Origin of the sequence: Streptomyces sp. NPDC046881 (assembly GCF_040645015.1) — a bacterium.
Taxonomy (GTDB): Bacteria; Actinomycetota; Actinomycetes; order Streptomycetales; family Streptomycetaceae; genus Streptomyces.
The window spans coordinates 1-23,863 of record NZ_JBEYXJ010000102.1 but is presented as its reverse complement, the minus strand read 5'-3'; the positions used below and the strand labels follow the sequence as shown (position 1 = coordinate 23,863).

The following is a 23,863-nucleotide window of genomic DNA, read 5'->3' as shown; positions in this document are numbered from 1 at the left end:
TCCCTCCCGCATGCGGGCGGCGCCGGGGCCGCGTTGGCTGCGGTTGAGGCAGCACGGACGTTTCCCGACCCCCGGCGGCGCATGGGACGTACCGCCAACCGTGCCGCCGGAGGCCAGCCCATGGACAACTCGCGACTTCTGCTCCGCTCCGGCCTGACCCTGGCGGCCGTCGCCGCGCTCCCGGCCGCGCTCGCCGGGCCGTCCGCGGCGGCCTCGGGCATCTCGGTCAGCACCACCGGCTCCACCGTCTCGGTGGTCACCAGCGCGTGCACACAGATCAACGGCAGCTGGGGCACGGCGGCCCTGCTCACCAGCCGGCAGGCGAACTTCGCCCAGGGCCGGCAGGTGGCGCTGTCCGGCACCTCCGTCAGCCAGTCCGCGGCCTGGTCGTCGGTGAGCCCGGGGACGTACACCGTCGTGGTGGTCTGCTCCAGCGGCAGCACCGCGGGCAGCCAGTCGGTCATCGTCTCCGCGCCCACGCGGCCGACGATCTCCGCGACGTCCAGCCCCGCTCCGTCCCGGGGCGTGATGGGCGGACTCGGCGGCGCCGCCCGTGACTACGGCGCGCTGACGCTGGGCCTCGGCGGAGCCATGGTCGGCGCCGGGCTCGTCGCCACCGGCTGGTTCCTGCGCCGCCGTTCCAGGCCGTACCGGCTCTGAGCACCCCTCAGTCGGCGTCCGGCAGTTCGGCGAACTCCGCCAGGGCACGGGTGAGCCAACGGGTCCAGAAGGTCTCCAGGTCGATGCCCGCCCGCAGGACCAGGTGGCGCAGCCGGTCCTCCGGGGCGGCCCGGTCCGGCGGGAAGTCGCGCTGCTCGATCTCCTCGTACTCGGCCAGCTGGCGCCGGTGCAGCTCCAGGTGACGGCGGAGGTCGGCCTCCAGGCCCGCGGTGCCGACCACGGCCGCCGCGCGCAGCCGCAGCAGGAGCGGATCCCGCATCGTCCTGGGGTCCTGCGCGGCGGCGGTCCAGCGGGCCAGTTCGGCGCGGCCCGCGGGCAGGACCTCGTAGCTCTTCTTCTGCCCGCGGGCCGGCTGTTCGGCCGGCAGCGTGCGGATGAACCCCTCGGCCTCCAGTTTCCCCAGCTCGCGATAGATCTGCTGATGCGTCGCGGACCAGAAGTAGCCGATCGACTTGTCGAACCGGCGGGTCAGCTCCAGCCCCGACGAGGGCTTTTCCAGCAGGGCGGTGAGGATCGCGTGCGGGAGTGACATGGGCTCATCCTAGGGACGCGCGTCCGGCCCCTACAGCGCCGCCGCCAGCTCGGTGCCCTGCTTGATGGCCCGCTTGGCGTCCAGTTCGGCCGCGACGTCCGCGCCGCCGATCAGGTGGGCGCCGACCCCGGCGGCCAGCAGTGCCTCGTACAGGTCGCGGCGCGGCTCCTGGCCGGTGCAGAGCACCACGGTGTCGACCTCCAGGACGGTGCTCTCCTCGCCGACGGTGATGTGCAGGCCGGCGTCGTCGATCCGGTCGTAGCGCACGCCCGGCACCATGGTCACACCCCGGTGCTTCAGCTCGGTGCGGTGGATCCAGCCGGTGGTCTTGCCGAGGCCGGCGCCGACCTTGGTGGTCTTGCGCTGGAGCAGGTGCACCTGGCGGGGCGGCGCCGGCCGCTGCGGGGCGGCGAGGCCGCCGGGCGCCCGGTAGTCCATGTCGACGCCCCACTGCCGGAAGTAGGTCTGCGGGTCCTCGCCCGCCTTGTCACCGCCGTCGGTGAGGAACTCGGCGACGTCGAAGCCGATGCCGCCGGCGCCGAGGACGGCGACGCGGTCGCCGACGGGCGCGCCGTCGCGCAGGACGTCCAGGTAGCCGACGACGCGGGGGTGGTCGACGCCGGGGATGTCGGGGGTGCGCGGGGTGACGCCGGTGGCGACGACGACCTCGTCGTAGCCGGCCACGGTCTCGGGGGTGACCCAGGTGTCCAGGCGTACGTCGACGCCGTGGGCGTCGAGCTGGTGGCGGAAGTAGCGCAGCGTCTCGTCGAACTCCTGCTTGCCCGGGACCTTGCGGGCGACGTTCAGCTGGCCGCCGATCTCGCTCGCCGCGTCGAACAGGGTGACGTCGTGGCCGCGTTCGGCTGCGGAGACCGCGCAGGCGAGGCCGGCCGGACCGGCGCCGACGACGGCGACCCGCTTCTTCAGCCGGGTCGGCGCGAGCACCAGCTCGGTCTCGTGGCAGGCGCGCGGGTTGACCAGGCAGGAGGTGACGAGGCCGCTGAAGGTGTGGTCGAGGCAGGCCTGGTTGCAGCCGATGCAGGTGTTGATGGCCTCGGGGGTGCCGGCGGCGGCCTTGGCGACGAAGTCGGGGTCGGCGAGCATCGGGCGGGCCATGGAGACCATGTCCGCACAGCCGCCGGCCAGCAACTCCTCGGCGAGTTCCGGGGTGTTGATGCGGTTGGTGGTCACCAGGGGCACCGAGACCTCGCCCATGAGCTTCTTGGTGACCCAGGTGTAGGCGCCGCGCGGCACCGAGGTGGCGATGGTGGGGATGCGGGCCTCGTGCCAGCCGATGCCGGTGTTGATGATCGTGGCCCCGGCGGCCTCGACGGCCTTGCCCAGGGTGATCACCTCCTCCAGCGAGGAGCCGCCCGGGACCAGGTCCAGCATGGACAGCCGGTAGATGACGATGAAGTCCTCGCCGACGGCCTCGCGCACCCGCTTGACGATCTCGACGGGGAACCGCATCCGGTTCTCGTACGAGCCGCCCCAGCGGTCCGTGCGCCGGTTGGTCTGCGCGGCGATGAACTCGTTGATCAGGTAGCCCTCGGAGCCCATGATCTCGACGCCGTCGTAGCCGGCCTGCCGGGCCAGGCGGGCGGCGCGGGCGTAGTCCTCGATGGTGCGCTCGACGTCGGCGTCGCTCAGCTCGTGGGGCACGAAGGGGCTGATCGGCGCCTGGAGCGGGCTGGGCGCGACGAGGTCGCGGTGGTAGGCGTACCGGCCGAAGTGGAGGATCTGCATCGCGATGCGGCCGCCCTCGCGGTGCACGGCCTCCGTGACGGTCCGGTGCTGCTCGGCCTCCGCCTCGGTGGTGAGCTTGGCCCCGCCCTCGTAGGGCCGGCCCTCCTCGTTGGGGGCGATGCCGCCGGTGACGATGAGGCCCACTCCGCCGCGCGCGCGGGCCGCGTAGAACGCCGCCATCCGCTCGAAGCCGCGCTCGGCCTCCTCCAGGCCGACGTGCATCGAGCCCATCAGGACGCGGTTGGGCAGCGTGGTGAAGCCCAGGTCGAGCGGGCTCATCAGGTGGGGGTAACGGCTCATCGGGCCCTCCGTGCGCGGTGTCGTCGCCTCTGTTGTAGAGGAAGCCCGACGCTTTATGCAACTAGTTGCACAACCGCCCGGCGGTGACACGGGACACGGTCGCCCCCTACAGGACGAACGCCCCGGCCGACATCGGGTCGGCCGGGGCGCTGTCTCGGGCAATCAGCGGGAATCAGCGGCTTTCCAGGCGAAGGTGCAGGTCACGCTCCTGGTCGCCGGAGGCCGCGCAGGTCTCCTGCACGGTGAACATCGCGTCCAGGGTGGTGCGGAACCGGTCGACGGCCCAGTAGCCGCCCTGGACGTCCGCCTGGACGGGCGCGTCCAGGTGGACCGGCGGGCAGCCCGATCCGCGGGCGTCCGCGACGTCGTAGGTCCCGAGCCACACCATGGGCCGGGTCTCGTGGAGCTGCTGTGGGTCCTCGTCCGCGCCCCGGTCGGAGGCGAAGCACGACCGCAGTGCGTCGAAGACGATGCGGGCGTCCTCCTTCGATCCGCTGATCTCCACCGTGACGGTTTCCGGATGCGACCGCTCCGTGTCTGCCATTGATCGCTCCTTTCGTGGCCGCGCTGCGGTGGAACGGGGTACCCCGCCGAACCGCGTCCATCCTCAGGAAAGCACCACGGACCGCCGGGCACACCTCAGCCGCGTGCGAACTTGTACGTCTTGCTGTCCGTGAGCACGCAGAAGCCGGGCGAGATCACGATCACGCGCAGGACGCCGGTGCGCCGGTCGTAGTCGATGCCCTCCGCCTCGAAGCCGCCCGAGCAGGAGCTGCGCAGCGGCAGCTGGCGCAGTGCGGTGACATGGCCGAAGACGTCGGCGGTGCCGTTCGGGGCGGCCGACAGGTCGATCTGGAGCAGCGGCTTGGTGAGCCCGAAGAGGCTGCCCTCCGGGTCGTCGGAGGAGCACAGCAGGGTGGTGGGGCCGGAGAAGTCGCAGCCCTGGACGTCGCGGACGGCGTGGTCCAGGCGGACGCTGGAGGCCTGCGGGAGGTTCGCCGAGGGGGAGGTGGACGGGTTGACGCCCGGGGTGGGGAAGACCAGCAGGCGGGTCATCGTGCCCCACTCGCCGGACAGCATCCACTGGCCGTCGGGGGAGATCGCGGCCCATGAGTTGTTCAGCGCCTCGCCCGCGCCGAGCGTGTGGACGTACTCCGTCCAGGCGCCGCCGGGCGCCTGCACGCGGAACATCTTGGAGTTGCCGGAGTCCCGCTGGTAGGGCTCGATGTAGTAGCCGTTGTACGAGGCGTCGGGGTCGCCGACGTGGTTCCAGCCGCGGCTGGAGACGCCGAGCGGGATGGTGCCGATGCCGGTGTAGTGGTTGGGGCTGTTCGCGGGGACCTCCACCGAGGTCAGGCCCTGGCTCTCGGTCAGCGGGTCGGCGCGGTCGGAGCCGGTCTCGGTCCAGAGGTCGGCCGCGCCGGCGGGCGTGGGCGCGGCGAGGGACACGACGGCGGCGGTGGCGAGGGTGACCAGTCCGGCGAGGACTGCGTGACAGCGTTGCCGTGCGGACGCGGGCATGGCCGGCTCCTCGGAGGCGGGGGGGCACTCGGACGGCGGACAGTCTGGCGTGGCGCGGTGGTCATGTACAGACCAACCACGCAACATGGGCGTGAACTCTCACGGCTCGCGGGACCGCGCTGTACGGTCTCGGCAGGAGGCCCCGCGCGCGGCACCGGCGCAGCGGCTTCGGCGGACGCCCGCCGCCGTGGTGAGGGATGGTGGAGGTAGACGGCGACGGCGTCGGAGAGTCGGGTGTGAGCGCGGTAGAACAAGGGGAGTCGGCACGGGGGACGACGTGCCGTGCGGACGGGCGAAGGCGGTGCGTGGCATGAGTGCAGCCGGAGCTCCGGCGACGGAGAACGGCGAGCCGGCGCGCGGGCCGATGCCGCCCAGCGGACTGCTCGACGTCCTGGGCGTGGCCTCGGTGGTGCTGGACACCGAGGGCCGGATCGTCCTGTGGAGCCCGCAGGCGGAGGAGCTGTTCGGCTACACCGCGCAGGAGGCCCTCGGCCAGTACGCCGCCCGGCTGATGGTGCACGAACGCCACATCCAGCTGGTCGGCAAGCTCTTCGCCGACGTGATGCGGACCGGGGAGAGCTGGGCGGGCGGCTTCCCGATCCGGCGCAAGGACGGCAGCACCCGATTGGTGGAGTTCCGCAACATGCGGTTGCTGGACGACCAGGGGGACGTGTACGCGCTCGGACTCGCCGCCGACCAGTCGACCGTACGGCGGCTGGAGCAGGACGTGGCGCTGTCCGAGCGGATGGTGAAGCAGTCGCCGATCGGGTACGCCGTCCTCGACACCGAGCTGCGGTTCGTCTCGGTCAACCCGGCCCTGGAGAAGATCAACGGGGTGCCGGCGGCCGAGCACGTGGGGCGCACGCTGCGCGAGGTGCTGCCGATGCTGGACTCCACGTCCGTGGAGGCCGGCGCCCGGCGGGTGCTCGATACCGGCGTGCCCGTGATCGACGCCAGGCTGGTCGGCCGTACACCCGCCAACCCGGACGAGGACCACACCTGGGCGAACTCGCTGTACCGCCTCGAGGACGCGATGGGCAACGTGCTGGGCGTGGCGGTCTCGGTGTTCGACATCACCGAGCAGCACCGGGCCTCGGTCGAGGCGGAGGCCGCCCGGCGCCGGCTCGCGGTCATCGCGGACGCCTCCGCCCGGATCGGTACGACACTCGAACTCGAACGCACCGCCTGCGAGCTGGCCGACGTCGCCGTACCGGAACTGGCCGACGTGGCCGCCGTCGACCTGCTGGACGCTGTGGTCGAGGGCCGGCAGAGCACACTGGGCCCTTCCGAGGCGGCGGTGATCCGGGCCCTGGCGGTGCGTCCGGCGGACGGCACGGAGGCCGTGCGCGCCGCCGACCCGCCCGGCCGGATCGCCCGGTACGCGCCCGACCGCCTGGTCACCGAGTGCGTGCGCACCGGCGAGGCGGTGCTGGTACGGCACGTCAAGGACGAGGACCTGCCGCGCATCGCCCGCTCCCCCGAGGCGGCCGTCCTGCTCGGCCGCGCGGGCCTGCACTCGTACCTCGCCGTGCCGCTGATCGCGCGCGGCGAGGTGCTGGGCGCGCTCGACCTCAAGCGCACCCGCAACCCGGCGCCCTTCGACGAGGACGACGTCCTGCTGGCGAGGGAGCTGGCCGCCCGTGCGGCCGTACAGATCGACAACGCCCGCTGGTACCAGAACGCCCGCAACACCGCCCTCACCCTCCAGCGCAGCCTGCTGCCCAGTCATCCGCCGGTGACCACCGGCCTGGAGGTGGCCTCCCGCTACCAGCCGGCGGGTGCCACCAGCGAGGTCGGCGGGGACTGGTTCGACGTCATCCCGCTGGAGGGGGGCAAGACCGCACTCGTCGTGGGTGACGTCATGGGCAGCGGCATCAGCGCGGCCGCCACGATGGGCCGGCTGCGCACCGCGACGACCACCCTGGCCGCCCTCGACCTCGACCCGGCCCGGCTGCTGGAGCACCTCGACAAGACCACCTCGGCGCTGGACCACTCCATCGCGACCTGCGTGTACGCCGTCCACGACCCGCATCTGCGCCAGTGCCGGATCGCCAACGCCGGCCATCTGCCGCCGGCCCGGGTGCGGCCCGGCCACCCGCCGGAGCTGCTGGACCTGCCCACCGGGGTGCCGCTGGGGGTGGGCGGGGTGGAGTTCTCCACCGTCACGGTCGACTTCGCACCGGGCGACGAGCTGGTGTTCTACACCGACGGACTGGTGGAGACCCGCCGCCACTCGCTGGACGAGCGGCTGGCCTTCCTGCTGTCGCTCCTCGACGACCCGGCCCGCCCCCTGGAGGAGACCTGCGACCTCCTCCTGCGCACCCTGCACCACCCGGACAACCACGACGACGTGGCCCTGCTGATCGCCCGGGCCCAGGAACTGCGGTAGCGCCCGGCGGGCGTGCGTCACCGACGCAGTACGCCGATCACCACATGCGCGTACCGGTCCTCGTCCACGGCCAGACGGGGCGTCAGACCGGCGTCGTCGAAGGCCTGTACGGCGGCGGGTGCCTGGTGTTCGCTGGTCTCCGTCAGCAGGCAGCCGCCGGGGGCGAGCCACGCGGGCGCCCCGGCGGCCACCCGGCGCAGCACGTCCAGGCCGTCGGCGCCGCCGTCCAGCGCGACCAGCGGCTCGTGGTCGCGGGCCTCCGCCGGCAGCAGGTCCACCTCGGCGGTGGGTACGTAGGGCACGTTGGCGGTCAGGACGTCCACCCGGCCGCGCAGGCCGGCGGGCAGGGCCTCGTACAGGTCGCCCTCGTGGACCCGGCCGTCGAAGGGGACGAGATTGCGGCGGGCGCAGCGTACGGCGGCCGGGTCCACGTCGGCGGCGTGCACCTCGGCATCGTCCAGGGCGGCGGCCAGCGCCGCGCCGAGCGCGCCGGAGCCGCAGCACAGGTCCACGACCACGGTCGCGTCCGGTACGGCGGCCAGCGCCTGGTCCACGAGGAACTCGGTACGGCGGCGGGGCACGAAGACGCCCGGTTCGACGGTGACGCGCAGCCCGTGGAACTCGGCCCAGCCGAGGACCTGTTCGAGCGGCAGCCCGGCGGCGCGCCGGTCCACCATGCGGGCCGCCTCCTCGGGCGTACGGGCGGTGGCGAGGATCAGCCCGGCCTCGTCCTCGGCGAAGACGCACCCGGCGGCGCGCAACGCGGAGACGGCGGTGGACGGGGAGAACGGTGCGGGAGTGGGCATGGCGGGAGTGGGCATGGAAGCCGAACCTTTCGGGAGCGCAGACGTTCGGGGCGCTCCCGCGGTCACCGCTGCCGGTGTACCGCGCCGTCACGAGGAGGGAGCACCCCAGCCGACACAGCGGTAATGGGACTCACCTCCTCGCCATCGGAGCCGCGATCACCGCGGCCGGACGGCCACTTTAACGCACGGCTCGCGAAGGCAGTCGGGTCACCTCGGGCTACGGCGTCCGGGGCGTGCGGAGTTCGGCGGGGAGGGGGCGGTCGTGCGGGGCGCGGGTGGCTACCGGGGGCGGGGGCGGGTGCCCACTGGGGGCGGGGGCGGGTGGCTACCGCGGACGGGCGCGGGTGGCGATCGCGGACGGGTGCGGGTGGCGATCGCGGACGGGTGCGGGTGGCGATCGCGGACGGGTGCGGGTGGCGATCGCGGGCGGTGCGGGTGGCCACTGCGGGCGGATGCGGATGGCACCACGGACGGGCGCGGATGGCGATCGTCGGCGGTGCGGGTGGCCATTGCGGGCGGGTGCGGATGGCCACCGCGGGCAGGCGCGGACGGCGATCGTCGGCGGTGCAGGTGGCCACCGCGGGGGGCGGATGCCCACCGCGGGCAGGTGCGGGCGCCCACCGCGGGCAGGTGCGGGCGCCCACCGCGGGCGGGCGCTGATGGCCACCGCCGGGCGGTGGCTCAGGAGGAGAACGGCCGTGGGGTGTTCGGCGGGGCCGGGCCGGCGGGCGCCTTCGGTACCGCGCCGTCGGCGGGTGCCGCACGGCCGGCCCCGGCGGGTCAGACGCCCACCGTCTCCTCGGCTTCTTCCTCGGCCTCCTGCTCGGCGGCCCGCGCGGCCTCCGTCCCGGTGTCCCGCTGGGGCTCCTGCCCGGTGCCGGGTGCCGTGGCCGTCTCCCGGAGGCGGCGGGTGTGCTCGTACGCGGCGGCGATCGCGGTCACCGCGAGGCCCGCCAGGAGCCAGGCGGCGAGGGTCCACACCGTGCGGCCCAGGCCGTCGTCGCCGAAGTAGAGCAGGCTGCGGACGCCCTCGACGAAGCCGGCCCCGTTCCAGAAGGCGTGCAGGGTGCCGAAGAACGCGTTCTGCAGTTCGGGGCGGAACAGACCGCCGGAGCTGGTGAAGTTCAGCATGACGAACAGCACCATCATGGCGAGCGTGGTCCACCGCTTCAGGAAGGTGTGCAGGCCGACGCCGATGAGGAGGATGCCCGCCGAGTACAGCCAGGCCATGCCCCAGACGCCCGCGAGGTCGTGGTGGGCGAGGTGGAACACCGGCCCGGCGAGCAGCACGCCGATGCCGCCGACCACCGCGGAGACGCCGAGCGCGAGCAGGGCCCGGACCCGCATCGCGAGCGCGGCACCCGCGGCGCCGAGCGCGGCGACCGAGGCGTAGGAGCCGATGCTGACCGCGATCAGCAGGAAGAACAGGCCCTGGCCGGTGGGGTCGTCGGCGACGGGCTTTGCGACGTCGGTGATCTTCAGCGGGAGGCCTTCCCCGGCGGCGACCGGCGTGAAGACCTTCTCCACGGCGGTGGCGCCCATGTCGGACGCGGCGCTCGCCACCAGCAGCTCGGGCGCCTTGGCGCTCGGCACGTAGGCGCCGGTCACCTCACGTGACGTCAGGAGCCGGACGGCCTCCCCGCGGGTGGCCACCGTGCGGACGTCGAGCTTGTCGCCCGCGGTGTCCTTGACCGTCTGCGCGAAGACCTTGGCCTGCGGGGCGGTGCCGACGACGGCGACCGGCAGGTGGTTCGGCTCCGGGGTGACGAACGCCCCCATGTACGCGAGCCCCATGCCGATGCACATCAGCAGCGGGGTGATCAGGTGCGTGAGCACATGGCGCAGTGCCGGTGACCTCATCGTCGCGACCCTCCAAAGGTTGGCTTATACAACTTTCAGTTCAAGTTGTACTATACAACTACAACGCCGGAGGAGGTATTCCCGTGAGCGCAGCGGAGTCGGCCGTGGAGACGATCCAGCGCGAGATGACCAGGTTCGCCCGCCGGGCCCGTGCCTCGGCGGGCCGCATGCACCCCGAGCTGTCCCTGGTGTCGTACACCCTGCTCGGCCACCTGGAGGAGCGCGGCGGCTGCCGGGCGACGGACCTGGCGGCGCACTACGCCCTGGACAAGTCCACGGTGAGCCGCCAGGTGGCGGCGCTGGAGCGGACCGGGCTGATCGAGCGCCGGCTGGACCCGGAGGACCACCGGGTCCAGGTCCTGCATCTGACGGAGGCCGGCCAGGAGATCCTCGCCCAGGTCACCCGCAGCCGCCGGGCCGCGTTCCGGGAGCGGCTCGCGGGCTGGCCGGAGGAGGACCTGGTGCGGTTCGCCGCCTACCTGGAGCGGTACAACGCGCAGCCGGGCGGCGCCGAGCCGGCCTGAGAGAGCCGCCGGGTCACGGCACCGGCACCGCCGCGCGGCCGTCCGTCAGCCGCTGCGGCACCCGGGCCGCGAGGAACGCCGTGCGGCGGCGCAGCCGGAAGCCGAGCGACTCGTACAGCCGGATCGCGGTGCGGTTCTCCGCGCTGGTGTGCAGGAACGGCGTCTCCCCGCGCTCCCGGATGCCGTGCGCGACCGCGAGGATCAGCCGGGTGGCCAGGCCCTCGCCGCGGAAGGCGGGATCGGTGCAGACCGCGCTGATCTCGGTCCAGCCCGGCGGGTGCAGCCGCTCCCCCGCCATGGCGACCAGCGCGCCCTCACGGCGTACGCCGAGGTAGGTGCCGAGCTCCACGGTGCGCGGCAGGAACGGGCCGGGCTGGGTGCGGGCCACCAGGTCGAGCATCTCGGGGACGTCCGCCGGTCCCAGGCGGACCGCCTCCGGCTCCGGTGCGGCGGCGAGGCCGTCGTCCACGAACTGCACGCCCTCGACCCGGAAGGTGATCTCCCAGCCCTCCGGGACCTCCCCGCGGAAGCCGGGCAGCGGGACCTCGGCGCCGGCGCCCGCCAGGGCGGCGAGGTCCGCCCAGTCCCGGGCGTCGGGCTCGTCGGGCAGCGCCAGCCAGGGCGAGACGTCGACCGGGTAGCGCAGCACCCGGCCGCGCCGCTCGGCGAAGCGGGCGTGCGGGCCGGTCAGGGAGGCGAGCGCCGGGTTGTCCAGGACGTGCGGGACGTCGGCGGCGGTCCGGCCGGGGCCGCCCGGGCTGCTCACGACGCTCATCCGGTCACCTCTTTCACGGTCCTGGACACGTACGCCTGGGGCATCCTCGTTCCCTCGCTTCTCTCGCACTTCTCTCGCGGTGGCACCGGCGCGTCCCGCGCGCTGCCGTCGGCGCACCGAAGCCGGCACCGATCGGCAAGGAGCGGCGCCGGGCCGGTATTCCCGGCCGCGGGGAGAGTTCATACGGCCGCAACGATGGGGGCGCGGACCAGGGGCGGAGCACGCGATACGACAGCGTACGGTTGAACCATGAACGTCACGCGAGGCTTCTCGGGCCGTCCGCGCGTCCACAACCCGGGTCTGCCGCCCGGGCAGTACGACGCGCGCGACGACTGGCCCGTCCTGTCCGCCGAGGTCACCCCGGACCTCGCCCCCGCCGACTGGTCCTTCCGCATCGACGGCCTGGTCGAGCGGGCGCACACCTGGGACTGGGACGCCGCGCACGCGCTGCCCGCGTCGGCGTACGAGGGTGACATCCACTGTGTGACCGGCTGGTCGAAGTTCGGCGTGCGGTTCGGCGGCGTCTCGCTGGACGCCTTCCTCGATGTGGTGCGGCCCCATGGGTCCGCCACACATGCCGTCGCCCGCTCCCACACCGGCTACACCACGAACCTGCCGCTCGCCGATCTCATCGGCGGGCGGGCCTGGATCGTCTGGGAGTACGACGGCGAGCCGCTGGCGCCGGAGCACGGCGGCCCGGCGCGGCTGGTGGTGCCGCACCTGTACTTCTGGAAGAGCGCCAAGTGGATCGCGGGCATCACACTCCTCGACCACGACGAGCCGGGCTTCTGGGAGCGCAACGGCTACCACGCGCGCGGCAACCCCTGGGAGGAGCAGCGGTACTCCGGTGACTGAGACGACGACTTCCCCGACGGGGTTCGCGGTGCCGGGGCGGATCGCCGTGGGCCGGCAGACGGCGGCGGTGTGGCAGACCGCCACCCTGACGGAGATCCGGCGCGAGACGCCGCGCGCGGCCACGTTCCGGCTGGCGGTGCCGGAGTGGGCGGGGCATCTGCCGGGCCAGCACCTGATGCTGCGGCTGACCGCGCCCGACGGCTATGTGGCGCAGCGCCACTACTCGATCGCGTCGGCGCCGGACGACTCCGGCCACATCGAGCTGACCCTGGACCAGGTGCCGGACGGCGAGGTGTCCGGCTGGTTCCACACCGTGGCCCGGCCCGGTGACACGGTCGAGGTGCGCGGCCCGCTCAGCGGCTTCTTCGCCTGGCCAGGCGACCGGCCCGCGCTGCTGCTCGGGGCCGGCTCCGGCGTCGTCCCGCTGATGTCGATGGTCCGGCACCACCGGGCGCGCGGCCTCGCCGTCCCGCTGCGGATGCTGGTGTCGGCGCGCAGCCCCGAGGACCTGATCTACGCGGCGGAACTGGGCGCGGAGACGACGCCCGTGTTCACCCGCAGCGCTCCGCCCGGGGTGCCGGTGGGACGTATGACGGCCGCACATGTGGCGCCGCTCCTGGCCGAGCAGCCCGCCTCTGGGTGGGAGGCCTATGTGTGCGGAACCAACGCATTCGCCGAACACGCTTCCCGACTGCTGGTCGCCGCCGGCCAGCCGGTCGAGCGGATCCGGATCGAGCGGTTCGGCTGAGACCGGGCGGCTTGGCCAGCATCGGGCGGCCCGGCCGACGTCGGGGCGGCTCGGCTGAGACCGGGCAACTCGGCCGTCGTCGGGGCGGCTCGGCTGAGACCGGACAGCTCGGCCGACGTCGGGCCAGCTCGGCCGTCGGGCGACTCGGCTGAGACCGGGCAACTCGGCCGACGTCGGGGCGGCTCGGCCGAGACCCGGCAGCTTGGCCCACGTCGGGCAGCTCGGCCGTCGTCGGGCGGCTCGGTCGAGCGCCCGGGTCGTGCGGCGGGACATGGCGCGCGATCGTGGGGCGCGCGGCGGGTGCCGTGCGCCATATGGGCTGGAACTCGCGGTTCACGGCATGCGCGAGGTGTGCCGAACGGGGTACGAGACGGGTGTGGACGCTCGTGCGCGTGAGCGGTGGGGGCGGTGGACCGGCGGCCCGGCCCTCCGGCTCTCCGGCTCCGGCGGTGGCGAGGAGGTGGACATGCGTACCCGGGTGCGTGGCTGGCGCTGGCGGCGCAATCCGCTGCGACGCCGGTCGGACGTCGTGGAGGCGTGGACGGTGCTGGTGGTCGCCGTCCTGCTGTTCGTGGTCGCGCCCCTGGTCGGGGTGGCCGCCGGCCTGCACGCGCACGACCGGGCGAGCGCGCTCGCCGCGGCGCAGCGGGCCGAACGCCACCGGGTGCGGGCCGTGGTGATCGGCGAGGCGCGCGAGCGGCTGTCCGACGTGCAGAGCGACCGCCGGCAGCCCTACCGCGCCCAGGTCCGCTGGACCGAGCCGGGCCAGGGGGTGCGGACGGCCTGGGCCCGGGTGCCGGCGGGGACGCGCGCGGGCGAGCCGGTCTCGGTGTGGTTCGACTCCCGGGGCCGCAGTGTCGCCCCGCCACCGGACGACGTGGCGGTCTGGCAGCACGCGGTGACCGTCGGACTGTGCGCGGCCGGCGGTGTGGCGACCGCGGTCTTCCTCGGCCACGCGGTGGAACGACGGATCGCGCTGCGCCACCGGCTGGCCGAGTGGGAGCGGGAGTGGGCCCGGACGGGGCCGCGCTGGACCCAGCCGCGCACGTGACGGGCTGATCATCCGACCACTGGGCGCACGAGATGCCGTCTCCACCCCGCAGGGAGCAAGCGCTTACTCACCGTGCGACCAGCACAGGAACACCGCGGACAGAAGGGCCGCAACGGCGTCCGGACCCTGGCGAGTCATCCGATCACGCACGTACGGTGAGCCGACGCAGTCTCCCTTCGCGAAGGCGGTTGTTGATGGCCCTGTTCGATCTGTCCCTCGACGAACTCCGCGCGTACCGCAGCGAGTCCGCCGAGCCCGAGGACTTCGACACCTTCTGGGACAAGACGCTCCGGCAGGCCCGCGAGCACGAACTGGACGCGCGCTTCGAGCCGGTGGAGACCGGACTGTCCACGGTCGAGGTGTACGACGTGACGTTCGCCGGGTTCGGCGGCCACCCCGTCAAGGGCTGGCTGCGGCTGCCGGCCGGCGCCACGGAACCGCTGCCGCTGGTCGTGGAGTTCATCGGCTACGGCGGCGGGCGCGGCCTGCCGCACGAGAACCTGCTGTGGGCCTCGACGGGCCGGGCACACTTCACGATGGACACCCGCGGTCAGGGCAGCGCCTGGGGCGGCGGGGGCGGCACGCCGGACCCGGTGGGCGCGGCGCCCGCCTACCCCGGGTTCATGACGCGGGGCATCGACGCACCCGAGAACTACTACTACCGCCGGGTGTTCACGGACGCCGTGCGCGCGGTGGAGGCGGCCCGCTCCCATCCGCTGGCCGACGCGGCACGGACCGCGGTGACCGGCGGCAGCCAGGGCGGCGGCATCACCCTGGCCGTCGGCGGCCTGGTCCCCGACCTGGTGGCGGTCGCCCCGGACGTGCCGTTCCTGTGCGACTTCCCGCGCGCGGTGGTGCTGACCGACCGTCATCCGTACCGGGAGATCGGCCTGTTCCTCAAGACGCACCGCGGGCGCTCGGCGGACGTGCTGCGCACGCTGTCCTACTTCGACGGGGTGCACTTCGCGGCCCGGGGGCGGGCGCCGGCGCTGTTCTCGGCGGCCCTGGAGGACGAGACCTGCCCGCCGTCGACCGTGTTCGCGGCGTTCAACGCGTGGGCGCAGGAGGACAAGGCGATCGAGGTGTACGACTTCAACGACCACGAGGGCGGCGGCCCCTTCCAGGAGGCGGCGAAGGTGCGCTGGCTGCGGTCGTACGCCTGAGGCGCACCCCGCCCCCAGGGCGGACTTCCCTCCGGTCCGACCAGTCGGTACGTTCGGAGCGCCCGGGCCGCAGCGTCGCGGCCCGGGTTCGCCGGCGACGACGGAGGCCATATGTCCGCGCAGGAGACACGGCAGGCACCACAGACACCGCAGCCGCACGCAGTGATCCACGGTCACTGCGATCCGCGGTTCGCCGCGGTGCGGGAGGCGTTCGAGGAGAACTTCCGCGAGCGGGGCGAACTCGGCGCCGCGGTGGCGGTCACGGTCGCCGGGGAGACGGTGGTGGACCTCTGGGGCGGCTGGGCCGACGCGGCCCGCACCCGGCCCTGGGAGCGGGACACGGTGGTGAACGTGTGGTCGACCACCAAGGGGCCGGTGGCCCTGTGCGCGCACATCCTCGCCGACCGGGGGCTGCTCGACCTCGACGCGCCGGTGGCCGCGTACTGGCCGGAGTTCGCCGCGGCCGGCAAGGACGAGGTGCTCGTACGGCACCTGCTGTCGCACCGCGCCGGCCTGGCCGGACTGCGGGAGCCGCACACCCTGGAGGACCTGTACGACTGGGAGCTGACCACCGCGCGGCTCGCGGCCACGGCGCCCTGGTGGGAGCCCGGCACCCGGTCCGGGTACCACGCGCTGACGTACGGCTTCCTGGTCGGGGAGGTCGTGCGACGGATCTCGGGGCTGCGGCCGGGGGCCTTCCTGGAGCGGGAGGTGACCGGACCGCTCGGGATCGACTTCACGGTCGGCCTGCCGGCGCGGGAGTCGGGCCGGGCGGCCGAGCTGGTGCATCCGTCGGCCGCGGCGGCCGGTGACCGGACGGCGGCGTTCAGCCCGCTGGTGCTGGCCGCCCTGGCCAACCCGGTCGTCGGGGCGGCGGAGGCGAACAGCGCCGGCTGGCGGGCGGCGGAGATCCCGGCGGCCAACGGGCACGGCACCGCCCGGGCGGTCGCGGCACTGTACGGCGTCTTCGCCGGGCGCGGCACGCACGGCGGCCGGCGGATCCTGTCCCCGCAGGCCGCGGAGCGGGTGCGCGAGGGCCAGGGCAGCTGCCGCGACCTGGTGATCGGCGCGGGCTTCGACGGGGAGACCGAGGCCGGGCTCGGGCTGTGGCTGAGCGGGCCCCACGGGTCGTACGGTCCGAATCCGCGGGCTTTCGGCCATGACGGATTCGGCGGCTCCTGCGGGCTGGCCGACCCGGAGGCAGGGGTGTCACTGGGCTACGTCATGAACCGCATGGGCCCGCACATCGCCGATGATCCACGGAAAACCGCGCTGGTCGACGCCCTCTACCGGGCCCTGTGAGCGGGTCTCGCGACGCCGGGTGACCGCCGTGCGGGCGGGTGGATTTCGGTCGAAACGGCAGACCACCCTTCCCTCGTGGTTTAGACCAATGCTAATTGTGGTCGCGCAACGAGCCCGCACGACTACGTTTTGTCACGACAGGAGGCGCGGCATGGTCCGCACCACCCCGCACGATCCCCCGCCCGGCGACGACCGGCCCCTGTACGGGCGGATCGCGGCGCTGCTGCTCGACGAACTGCGCGACGGCACCATTCCACCGGGTGAACGACTGCCGGGCGAGCGGCACCTGGCCGCGCACTACGGGGTCAGCCGGGAGACCGTCCGGCAGGCGCTGGAGGTGCTGCGCCGCAGCGGCGTGGTCGCCACCGACCGGCGGGGCAGCCACGCCACGCTGCCCGGCCGGCCGGTCGAGTCGCCGGAGTCGCTCGCCTTCCCGGTGGGCGCCCGGTCGGCGGACCCCTGTGCGGTCGACCGGGCCACGGTCACCTGGGAGGCGCCGCCGCCGGAGCACGCGCGGGCGCTGGACCTGGCCCCGCACCGGCCGACCCTGGTCCACCGGTATCTGTCGGTGACACCGGACGGCCGGTCGCTGCGGACGGCGGTGACGTCGTTCTCGGCGGTGGTGCTGGCCGAGGTGGCCGAGCTGGCCCGCTACCGGGACCGGGCCGACGGGGCCACGCCCGCGCAGCTGCGGCGGGCCTACGACTGGATGCGCAAGGCCGGGCTGACCCTGCACCACCGGGACTCCATCACCCAGGTCGGCGACGCCTCCTCGGTGCGCGTGACCCGGCGCGTGCACGACCAGTACGCGCGCCCGCTGGAGATCACCGATCTGGTGGTGAACGCCGAACAGGACGCGCTGGTCTACGAGTTCACCCTGCCCGCCGCGGGCTGACCGGCGCGGGCCGTTCCCCGGGCCGGCGGGCCACCACCAGCCGGGCGCGCGGGCTGCCGTCGGCGCGCCGGCCGTACCCGGGCAGGACGCCCAGCTCGACCGTCAGACCCGCGCGCTCCAGTTCCCGCAGGACGGTGCCGAGCCGGAAGGCCCGGTAGTACATGACGAACGGCGGCCGCCACAGCGCGTTGCGCACCCGCATCACCGTGTCGAAGCCGAGCAGCAGCCAGAAGCCGGGGTGCGCCGGGCGGGGCGGCGCGAACACCGGGAAGGCGAACCGGCCGCCGGGCCGCAGCACCGAGCCGACCTGGGCGAACAGGCCCGGCAGCTCCCGCGGCAGGAAGTGACCGAACGCCCCGAAGGAGACGACGAGATCGAAGGCGGCCGTGAACGGCAGGGCCCGGGCGTCGCCGCGCACCCAGGCGATGCCGGGTCCGTCCGCGGGCCGCACCCGCTGCCGGGCGATGTCGAGCATGCCGGCGCTGAAGTCGACCCCGGTGACGCTGCGGCGGCACAGCCCGGTCAGCACGCGCGTCCCGGCGCCGGTGCCACAGCACAGGTCGAGTCCGTCCGTGAACGGGCCGAGGGGCGCCAGCGCCGCCGCCACCGCGTCCAGCACCCCGTCGGGGGTCCGGAAGGGGGTGTGGTCGAACTTCGGCGCGAGCAGGTCGTAGCCGTGCTCGACGGACGACAGCGCCTGCACGGCGAGTTCGCGGAGCGTGGGGCCTTGGGGACCGAACATGGCGTCAGCCTATGCCGGTCGCCTTCGCCCGTCCCGCGGACCGCTCAGCCGTAGGCGTCGTGGCAGAGCCGGACGATCCGGGGATCGGCCACGCCGTCCGCCTGGCGGCACAGCTCGCGCATGCGGGCGGCGGCGGGCGGCCGGGATGCCGGGCGGGGGCGCGGGGCCGGACGCCGTGCGGGGGTCCGGCGCTCCGGGCGGGGGTGCCGCACCGGCGGGGGCGCGGGGACCGCGGCCCGGGGACGCGGGGCGGCCGCCGGTACGCGGACGGGCCCGGGCCGCCTCGGCGCGGTCGCCGCGCGGTGCCCGTCGGGACGCGCGCGTCCGGTGCGCACGAGCGCGGACTTCCCGGACGGCGCCCGGAGCGGTTCCTGGAGCACCGAGGGGCGTACCACCGTGCCGGGTGTGAGGGAGGGCCGGGAGCGGGCGGTGTCGGGCGGGGGGACGGAGCTGACGGTGGTGCAGCCGGCGAGGCCCATCAGCGCCGCCGCGAACAGCGGGAGGAGTCGGCGAGGCACCCGCCCACTGTGCCCCACCACCCGAGGCCACGGCGGCCACCGCGGGCCGGCACCACTCAGACGGGCGACCGGCGGGTACGTGGGGTTACGGCCGCGGCTCCGGCGTGGTGCCGGGGCGGTCAGTCCCGGAGCTGCCGCAGCGTGGCCTTGCTGTCGGTCTTCAGCCAGTCGGTCACGTCGGTGAGCGCGGGCGGGTCCTTGTCCTCGTCGTAGGAGGACAGGTAGGCGCTGTAGGTCATCAGGTACGTCACCCAGCCGTCGCGGACGGCGAGCGTGGCGTACCGGGAGCCGCTGGAGGAGCCCCTGGTGGTGTCCTGGCTGATCAGGTAGGCCTCGTCCCCGATGCCCTCGACCGTGTCGACGTCGTAACCGGTGTGGCTCTTGCCGTAGTTCTTCCAGGTGGCGGTGAACTCGGGCCCCGGGTCGGTCTTCCTGTGCAGGTCCAGCTGGATGGTCAGGTAGGCGTCCGCGTACGAGGAGCCGGGCTTCTTCAGGCTCAGGCTGCAGTAACTCTCCTCCAGCGCCTTGTCGTCGAGGGAGGTGCGGGTCGGCGAGGAGTCGTCCTGGGTGTACTCGTCCTTGAAGGAGCCGTAGTCGGCGCTGGAGCACATGTTGGAGGGCGCCGCGTAGCCGCGCAGGTCCGCGCTGTCGCCGTGCCCGCCCAGGAGGAGGACGCCGGCCGCCCAGGCGGCGGAGGCCACGACGGCGCCGACGGCGGCCCACAGCACCGCCCGGCCGGCTCCTCCCCCGCCGGCCGGCGGGGCGGGCGGCACGGGACCGTACTGGGGTACCGCGTAGGGGTTCACCGGCTGCGGCTGTACCGGCGCGGGCTGGCCGACCAGTGTCGGCTGCGCGTAGAAGGCGCCCGCCGGGGGCGACTGCGGGTTCGGGTAGGGGTAGGCCGTCGGCTGCGGCGGGACGGCCGGCTGCGGGGGCTGCTGCGCGGGCTGGTTAGCCGGCTGCGGAGGCTGCGGTGGCGTGGACATGCCGCGAAGATAATACACGGTTGGCGGTCAAGTCCCCCGACGTCCCGGATCGTTATGGTCTGTGGACATCTGCTACGGATCCATCCCGGTACGGCCGGCACGCGGCCCGGGATCCGTACCCTCCGGGGCGAGCCGCACCGGCAGGCTCCGGACACTGTTGCCGACGAATCCGGCGTGCGGCTGCAGGTCGGCCTCGGGTACGGCGAGTCGGAGCGCCGGAAAGCGGGTGAAGAGCCGTTCCAGGGCGACCGTGGCCTCCAGCCGGGCCAGCGGTGCGCCCAGGCAGTAGTGGGCGCCGTGCCCGAGGGACAGGTGACGTACGGCGCCGGGCCGGGCGGTGCGGGTCAGGTCGAAGCGGTCGGCGTCCGGGCCGTGCGCCGCCGGGTCGCGGCCGGCGGCCGAGTAGCCGGCGAGCACGGGGGTGCCGGCGGGGATGAGCGTGCCGGCGACGGTCAGGTCCCGCACGGGGTAGCGGAACGGGAAGTAGCTGACCGGCGCGTCCCAGCGCAGCGTCTCCTCCACCACGTCCGCCCAGCTCGCCCCGCCCGCGCGCACCAGGTCGAGTTGCTCGGGGTGGGCGCACAGGGCGCGCACGGCGTTGGTGATCAGGTTGAGCGTGGTCTCGTGCCCGGCGATGATCATCAGCAGCAGGGTGCCGATCAGCTCCTGCTGGCTCAGCCGGTCGCCGCCCTCGTCCCGGGCCGCGATGAGCGCACTGGTGAGGTCGTCGCCGGGCCGGATGGCCTTGGCGGCGGCGATCTCGCCGAGGACGGCGAGGAGTTCGCGGTTGGCGGCGACGGCCTCGGCGGGCGGGGTGTCGGTGGCCACGACCCGGCTGCCGAGGTGATGCAGCCGGTCCCGGAACCGGACGTCCACGCCGAGGAGTTCGCAGATCACCCCCATCGGCAGCGGAAGGGCAACGTGCCGCCGCAGGTCGGCGACCCCGTCACCGCAGGCGGCGGCGCGCGCCAGATCGTCGAGCAGCGCGTCGGTCAACTCCTCGACGCGCGGTCGGAGTTCTGCCACCCGCCGGGGTGTGAAGGCGCGGGCGGCCAGGGCGCGCAGCCGCCGGTGGTCGGCGCCGTCGGCGGTGGTCATGCCGGGGACGGTGGCGAAGGTGAGCAACGGCCAGCCCGCGGTGATCCGCCCCTCCCGCAGGGCGGTGAAGTGGCGTGCGTTCTTGGCGACTTCGGGGTGTTGCAGGAACTCCCTGAGCGCCTCGTGTCCGAGGACGGCCATGCCCTCGATCCCACCGGGCAGCTCGACCGGGGCCACGGCGCCCCCGGCCACCAACCGGGCGTTGTCGGCGTGCGGGCAGCCGCCGGCGGGGTTCAGGCGGTGCGGCGTGCGGGCGGGCGGGGCGCCCGCGGGTTCCACGGATGCCGCCGGTTCCCCGGGTTCCACCGGTTCCACCAGTTCCACGGGTTCCTCCTGACGTTCCCCTGACGAGACGCTCGATCCTCCCATCCCGGGAACAACCCGATGCGGCGGTGTGTTGAGGCGGTCACGGACACGGGACGCCGTGGAGTGGTACCGTGCCATCAGCACTCGTGCACGCCCGTCGTGGCCGCCGGTGCTGGTTTCCCTTCTCCACGCTGATGCGTCCGCCGTCACCCGGATGTCCGGCCCGCGGCGCGTCAGCTTCCCGGTACCTCCTCGGGACGAGCGTTCTCCGCCGTGGCCGAGGTGCCGTTCCCGCCGCCCGGAGGCAGTCGCAGACGCCTCCCCCTCGCGGCCCCACCCCTTCCTTCCCTTCTCTGCTCCGTCCGCGACATCCGTCCGCGAAAGGACTCCCACCATGACCACCACCCTCGAACACCCTCCCGAGGTCCGGCAGGCCCCGGTCGCCCCGCTCGTCACCGGTGTCCTCGACATCGACGCGCACGGAAAGGGGCACCTGAGGGCCGCGAGCCTCCTCCCCTCCCCCGCCGATCCGCAGGTCGCGCCGGCGCTGATCCGCCGCCACGGACTGCGCAAGGGCGACCTGGTCGAGGGCCTCCGGGGTGCCCAGCGGACCCTGACCGAGGTGGCGCGCGTCAACGGGCGCGCCCCCGGCGAGGTGGGTTCCCGACGACACTTCCGTGACCTCACCCCGCTCCACCCGCACCGGCGTCTGCGCCTCGAACACCCCGCCTCCGGCCTCGCCGGACGCGTCACCGACCTGCTCGCACCGGTCGGCAAGGGCCAGCGCGGCCTCGTCGTGGCCCCGCCGAAGAGCGGGAAGACCGTCCTGCTCCAGCAGCTCGCCGCAGCCGTGGCCGGCAACCACCCCGAGTGCCGGCTGATGGTCCTGCTGCTGGACGAGCGGCCCGAGGAGGTCACCGAGATGCGCCGCTCGGTGCGCGGCGAGGTGTACGCCTCCACCTTCGACCGGTCGCCCAAGGAGCACATCGCCCTCGCCGACCTCGTCGTGGAGCGGGCCAAGCGCCTGGTGGAGGCCGGCGAGGACGTCGTCGTCCTGCTGGACTCGCTGACCCGGCTGTGCCGGGCGCACAACAACGCCTCCGCCGCCGGCGGCCGTACCCTGAGCGGCGGTGTGGACGCCGGTGCGCTGCTCGGCCCCAAGCGGTTCTTCGGCGCCGCGCGGCAGGCCGAGGAGGGCGGCTCGCTCACCATCCTCGCCACGGTCCTGGTCGACACCGGCTCACGCGCCGACGGCTACTTCTTCGAGGAGCTGAAGAGCACGGGCAACATGGAGCTGCGCCTGGACCGGGAACTCGCCGGCCGCCGTGTCTTCCCCGCCGTGGACCTCGACGCCACCGGCACCCGGCGCGAGGAACTCCTCCTGACGTCCGCCGAGTTGGCGACCGCAACCGGCCTGCGCCGCGCCCTGCGGTCCAGGGAGGCCGGGCCGTCCGCCCTGGAGACCCTCCTGGAACGGCTGCGCGCCACCCCGGACAATGCCACGTTCCTGCGGCGGATCCGGCCCACCCTGCCGGCCGGCTGACGCCCGGCCACGGAGCCGCCGGGTGCGGCATCCGGGTTGCCCGGCAACCCGAACGGCCCGGGCAGCGTGGTGCACGCGGAGTATGTTCGTACGTTGATCGTATGGTCACCGGATTCTGTCATCGCGCGGCTGTGTCGGCCTGCTCCCTCTGTGTGGCGGGCCTGCTGGCACTCACGCCGGCCGCTGCCGCCGCCGGGCACCGGGCCGGGGAGCCCGCTCCGCCGCGCCCCCGGGCCACGACGCCCGGGCCGTCCCTGCTCTACCGCTCCGGCGTCCAGGTCCGGCCGCACCGGGGCACGCCCGCGCCGCCGGAGGTCTCGGCGCTCTCCTGGCTCGTCGCCGACGCGGGCAGCGGGGAGGTGCTGGCGGCGAACGACGCGCACCGCGAGCTGCCGCCCGCGAGCACCCTGAAGACCCTCTTCGCGCTCACCGTGCTGCCGGGGCTGCCCGGCGGGCGGCAGCACACCGTGCGCTACGAGGAGCTGGCGGACGTCGGCGAGGGCAGCAGCCTGGTCGGGGTCGAGGAGGGGCACACCTACCAGGTGGCGGACCTGTGGCACGGGGTCTTCCTCAGCTCCGGGAACGACGCCGTGCACGTGCTCGCCGGGATGAGCGGCGGCTGGGAGGCCACGGCCCGCCGGATGCAGGACAAGGCCCGCTCGCTCGGCGCACTGGACACCCATGTCGTCTCCCCGGACGGCTACGACGCCCCCGGCCAGGTGTCCTCCGCCTACGACCTCGCGGTGTTCGGCCGGGCGGGCCTGCGCGATCCCGACTTCGCCCGGTACTGCGGCACCGCCCAGGCGCTCTTCCCCGGTGACGGGTCGCCGTACCCCATCGAGAACACCAACCGGCTGCTGACCGGCGAGGACGGTGTGGCGCCGTACCCGGGGCTGATCGGTATCAAGAACGGCTACACCAGCAACGCCGGCAACACCCTGGTGGCCGCGGCCCGGCGGGGCGGACGCACGCTGGTGGTGACCGTGCTGAACCCTCAGGACGGCGGCGGGCTGACCGTGTACGAGGAGGCGCGCTCCCTGCTCGACTGGGGCTTCGCGGCGGACGGGCAGGTGGATCCGGTCGGCTCGCTGGACGGGTTGCGCCCGCCGTCCCCCACGCCGGCGTCCGCGAAGCCGGTGGCGGCGGCCGTGGCACCGGAGGACGACGGCTCGGACTGGTCCGGCACCGCCGTCGTCGCGGGCCTCACCGGGCTCGGCGCGGGAGCCGTGGCGCTGGCGCTGCGGGCCAAGGGCGGCCGGTCGGCGCGCCACTGACCCGCCGGCAGACCGAGCGGGATCCGGATACAGGCGTCGCCGCCGAGGAACCCGTACGGGCCGGAGGGCTCGTCGGCCCACAGCCACACCAGCCGGTGCACAGCACCCCGGACAGGACGCCCGTGGTCCACCGGTGCCGGGCGCACAGCGGCACGGCGAAGGCCCGGGTCGCCGACCCAGCCGGTGGCGGTGAGGGCGGTGGCGGCGGCCGCGGTCGCGGTGGAGACCGCGGCGGTGGCCAGGGCGGC

The 23,863-nt window shown here is 74.3% G+C and carries 22 protein-coding genes; 11 read left to right on the top strand and 11 right to left on the bottom strand.

All coding sequences use genetic code 11. The features are described 5' to 3' along the window. Positions 1-120 precede the first annotated feature (120 nt). A complete protein-coding gene (locus ABZ923_RS33060) occupies positions 121-660 on the top strand; it encodes a hypothetical protein (RefSeq protein WP_361479242.1) in 540 nt (179 codons plus the stop codon). A gap of 7 nt (positions 661-667) precedes the next feature. Here the strand turns inward: ABZ923_RS33060 and ABZ923_RS33055 are convergent, their stop codons facing one another. The 4 genes from ABZ923_RS33055 to ABZ923_RS33040 form a co-directional block, all read right to left on the bottom strand. After that, positions 668-1,213, bottom strand: coding sequence for a PadR family transcriptional regulator (locus tag ABZ923_RS33055; RefSeq protein WP_361479239.1), 546 nt, complete (start codon positions 1,211-1,213; stop codon positions 668-670). A 30-nt stretch (positions 1,214-1,243) separates the two neighbouring features. After that, positions 1,244-3,259, bottom strand: coding sequence for an NADPH-dependent 2,4-dienoyl-CoA reductase (locus ABZ923_RS33050; protein WP_361479236.1), 2,016 nt, complete (start codon positions 3,257-3,259; stop codon positions 1,244-1,246). 172 nt (positions 3,260-3,431) lie between these two features. Next, entirely contained in the window at positions 3,432-3,803 is a 372-nt protein-coding gene (locus ABZ923_RS33045; protein ID WP_361479233.1) for a hypothetical protein, read from the bottom strand. Between the two features lie 95 nt (positions 3,804-3,898). Next, positions 3,899-4,780: a hypothetical protein gene (locus tag ABZ923_RS33040; protein WP_361479230.1), complete on the bottom strand. Its 882-nt coding sequence runs from the start codon at positions 4,778-4,780 to the stop codon at positions 3,899-3,901. A 310-nt stretch (positions 4,781-5,090) separates the two neighbouring features. Between ABZ923_RS33040 and ABZ923_RS33035 the strand changes: the two genes are divergently transcribed. Further along, entirely contained in the window at positions 5,091-7,169 is a 2,079-nt protein-coding gene (locus ABZ923_RS33035) for a SpoIIE family protein phosphatase (protein ID WP_361479227.1), read from the top strand. 17 nt (positions 7,170-7,186) lie between these two features. Here ABZ923_RS33035 and ABZ923_RS33030 read toward each other — a convergent pair whose 3' ends face one another. Both ABZ923_RS33030 and ABZ923_RS33025 read right to left on the bottom strand, forming a co-directional pair. Then, positions 7,187-7,975, bottom strand: coding sequence for a putative protein N(5)-glutamine methyltransferase (locus ABZ923_RS33030; protein WP_361479278.1), 789 nt, complete (start codon positions 7,973-7,975; stop codon positions 7,187-7,189). Positions 7,976-8,755: 780 nt separating this feature from the next. After that, positions 8,756-9,835: a hypothetical protein gene (locus ABZ923_RS33025; protein ID WP_361479224.1), complete on the bottom strand. Its 1,080-nt coding sequence runs from the start codon at positions 9,833-9,835 to the stop codon at positions 8,756-8,758. 125 nt (positions 9,836-9,960) lie between these two features. On the opposite strand from ABZ923_RS33025, the gene ABZ923_RS33020 reads away from it, so the two are divergent. Then, entirely contained in the window at positions 9,961-10,359 is a 399-nt protein-coding gene (locus tag ABZ923_RS33020; protein ID WP_361479275.1) for a MarR family winged helix-turn-helix transcriptional regulator, read from the top strand. A 13-nt stretch (positions 10,360-10,372) separates the two neighbouring features. Here the strand turns inward: ABZ923_RS33020 and ABZ923_RS33015 are convergent, their stop codons facing one another. After that, positions 10,373-11,134 (bottom strand): GNAT family N-acetyltransferase, encoded by a 762-nt coding sequence (locus ABZ923_RS33015; RefSeq protein ID WP_361479221.1) that lies wholly within the window; start codon positions 11,132-11,134, stop codon positions 10,373-10,375. A 249-nt stretch (positions 11,135-11,383) separates the two neighbouring features. Between ABZ923_RS33015 and ABZ923_RS33010 the strand changes: the two genes are divergently transcribed. The 6 genes from ABZ923_RS33010 to ABZ923_RS32985 all read left to right on the top strand — a co-directional run bounded on the left by ABZ923_RS33010 (position 11,384) and on the right by ABZ923_RS32985 (position 17,148). Beyond that, on the top strand, positions 11,384-11,989 hold the full coding sequence (locus tag ABZ923_RS33010) for a sulfite oxidase-like oxidoreductase (RefSeq protein ID WP_361479219.1): 606 nt from the start codon (positions 11,384-11,386) through the stop codon (positions 11,987-11,989). Next, positions 11,982-12,737, top strand: a complete 756-nt coding sequence (locus tag ABZ923_RS33005; protein ID WP_361479216.1) for a ferredoxin reductase — start codon at positions 11,982-11,984, stop codon at positions 12,735-12,737. Before ABZ923_RS33010 ends, ABZ923_RS33005 begins: the two co-directional genes overlap by 8 nt. A 466-nt stretch (positions 12,738-13,203) precedes the next feature. Continuing rightward, positions 13,204-13,788: a DUF3592 domain-containing protein gene (locus tag ABZ923_RS33000; RefSeq protein WP_361479272.1), complete on the top strand. Its 585-nt coding sequence runs from the start codon at positions 13,204-13,206 to the stop codon at positions 13,786-13,788. Between the two features lie 194 nt (positions 13,789-13,982). Beyond that, positions 13,983-14,951 (top strand): acetylxylan esterase, encoded by a 969-nt coding sequence (locus ABZ923_RS32995; protein ID WP_361479213.1) that lies wholly within the window; start codon positions 13,983-13,985, stop codon positions 14,949-14,951. Between the two features lie 111 nt (positions 14,952-15,062). After that, on the top strand, positions 15,063-16,253 hold the full coding sequence (locus ABZ923_RS32990) for a serine hydrolase domain-containing protein (protein ID WP_361479210.1): 1,191 nt from the start codon (positions 15,063-15,065) through the stop codon (positions 16,251-16,253). Between the two features lie 151 nt (positions 16,254-16,404). Then, positions 16,405-17,148, top strand: a complete 744-nt coding sequence (locus tag ABZ923_RS32985; protein WP_361479207.1) for a GntR family transcriptional regulator — start codon at positions 16,405-16,407, stop codon at positions 17,146-17,148. On the opposite strand, the gene ABZ923_RS32980 is transcribed toward ABZ923_RS32985, so the two are convergent. The 4 genes from ABZ923_RS32980 to ABZ923_RS32965 form a co-directional block, all read right to left on the bottom strand. Beyond that, entirely contained in the window at positions 17,126-17,890 is a 765-nt protein-coding gene (locus ABZ923_RS32980; protein WP_361479204.1) for a class I SAM-dependent methyltransferase, read from the bottom strand. The two genes, ABZ923_RS32985 and ABZ923_RS32980, sit on opposite strands and share 23 nt — an antisense overlap. A gap of 44 nt (positions 17,891-17,934) precedes the next feature. Continuing rightward, positions 17,935-18,408, bottom strand: coding sequence for a hypothetical protein (locus ABZ923_RS32975; protein WP_361479201.1), 474 nt, complete (start codon positions 18,406-18,408; stop codon positions 17,935-17,937). A gap of 119 nt (positions 18,409-18,527) precedes the next feature. Next, positions 18,528-19,394, bottom strand: coding sequence for a hypothetical protein (locus ABZ923_RS32970; RefSeq protein ID WP_361479198.1), 867 nt, complete (start codon positions 19,392-19,394; stop codon positions 18,528-18,530). Between the two features lie 72 nt (positions 19,395-19,466). Continuing rightward, positions 19,467-20,771 (bottom strand): cytochrome P450, encoded by a 1,305-nt coding sequence (locus tag ABZ923_RS32965; protein ID WP_361479269.1) that lies wholly within the window; start codon positions 20,769-20,771, stop codon positions 19,467-19,469. 421 nt (positions 20,772-21,192) lie between these two features. On the opposite strand from ABZ923_RS32965, the gene rho reads away from it, so the two are divergent. Both rho and ABZ923_RS32955 read left to right on the top strand, forming a co-directional pair. Further along, on the top strand, positions 21,193-22,341 hold the full coding sequence (gene rho / locus ABZ923_RS32960; RefSeq protein WP_361479195.1) for a transcription termination factor Rho: 1,149 nt from the start codon (positions 21,193-21,195) through the stop codon (positions 22,339-22,341). Positions 22,342-22,442: 101 nt separating this feature from the next. Further along, on the top strand, positions 22,443-23,615 hold the full coding sequence (locus ABZ923_RS32955) for a serine hydrolase (RefSeq protein ID WP_361479192.1): 1,173 nt from the start codon (positions 22,443-22,445) through the stop codon (positions 23,613-23,615). Positions 23,616-23,863 lie beyond the last annotated feature (248 nt).

What these genes read in the sequence shown, in the direction of transcription:
- ABZ923_RS33000 (WP_361479272.1), top strand. Translation starts at nt 13,204, where the DNA reads ATGCGTACCCGGGTGCGTGGCTGGCGCTGGCGGCGCAATCCGCTGCGA.
- ABZ923_RS33035 (WP_361479227.1), top strand. Translation starts at nt 5,091, where the DNA reads ATGAGTGCAGCCGGAGCTCCGGCGACGGAGAACGGCGAGCCGGCGCGC.
- ABZ923_RS33020 (WP_361479275.1), top strand. Translation starts at nt 9,961, where the DNA reads ATGACCAGGTTCGCCCGCCGGGCCCGTGCCTCGGCGGGCCGCATGCAC.
- ABZ923_RS32995 (WP_361479213.1), top strand. Translation starts at nt 13,983, where the DNA reads ATGGCCCTGTTCGATCTGTCCCTCGACGAACTCCGCGCGTACCGCAGC.
- ABZ923_RS33055 (WP_361479239.1), bottom strand. Translation starts at nt 1,213, where the DNA reads ATGTCACTCCCGCACGCGATCCTCACCGCCCTGCTGGAAAAGCCCTCG.
- ABZ923_RS32990 (WP_361479210.1), top strand. Translation starts at nt 15,063, where the DNA reads ATGTCCGCGCAGGAGACACGGCAGGCACCACAGACACCGCAGCCGCAC.
- ABZ923_RS33015 (WP_361479221.1), bottom strand. Translation starts at nt 11,134, where the DNA reads ATGAGCGTCGTGAGCAGCCCGGGCGGCCCCGGCCGGACCGCCGCCGAC.
- ABZ923_RS33030 (WP_361479278.1), bottom strand. Translation starts at nt 7,975, where the DNA reads ATGCCCACTCCCGCACCGTTCTCCCCGTCCACCGCCGTCTCCGCGTTG.
- ABZ923_RS32985 (WP_361479207.1), top strand. Translation starts at nt 16,405, where the DNA reads ATGGTCCGCACCACCCCGCACGATCCCCCGCCCGGCGACGACCGGCCC.
- ABZ923_RS33060 (WP_361479242.1), top strand. Translation starts at nt 121, where the DNA reads ATGGACAACTCGCGACTTCTGCTCCGCTCCGGCCTGACCCTGGCGGCC.
- ABZ923_RS32980 (WP_361479204.1), bottom strand. Translation starts at nt 17,890, where the DNA reads ATGTTCGGTCCCCAAGGCCCCACGCTCCGCGAACTCGCCGTGCAGGCG.
- ABZ923_RS32970 (WP_361479198.1), bottom strand. Translation starts at nt 19,394, where the DNA reads ATGTCCACGCCACCGCAGCCTCCGCAGCCGGCTAACCAGCCCGCGCAG.
- ABZ923_RS33010 (WP_361479219.1), top strand. Translation starts at nt 11,384, where the DNA reads ATGAACGTCACGCGAGGCTTCTCGGGCCGTCCGCGCGTCCACAACCCG.
- ABZ923_RS33040 (WP_361479230.1), bottom strand. Translation starts at nt 4,780, where the DNA reads ATGCCCGCGTCCGCACGGCAACGCTGTCACGCAGTCCTCGCCGGACTG.
- rho (WP_361479195.1), top strand. Translation starts at nt 21,193, where the DNA reads ATGACCACCACCCTCGAACACCCTCCCGAGGTCCGGCAGGCCCCGGTC.
- ABZ923_RS33025 (WP_361479224.1), bottom strand. Translation starts at nt 9,835, where the DNA reads ATGAGGTCACCGGCACTGCGCCATGTGCTCACGCACCTGATCACCCCG.
- ABZ923_RS33050 (WP_361479236.1), bottom strand. Translation starts at nt 3,259, where the DNA reads ATGAGCCGTTACCCCCACCTGATGAGCCCGCTCGACCTGGGCTTCACC.
- ABZ923_RS32955 (WP_361479192.1), top strand. Translation starts at nt 22,443, where the DNA reads ATGGTCACCGGATTCTGTCATCGCGCGGCTGTGTCGGCCTGCTCCCTC.
- ABZ923_RS33045 (WP_361479233.1), bottom strand. Translation starts at nt 3,803, where the DNA reads ATGGCAGACACGGAGCGGTCGCATCCGGAAACCGTCACGGTGGAGATC.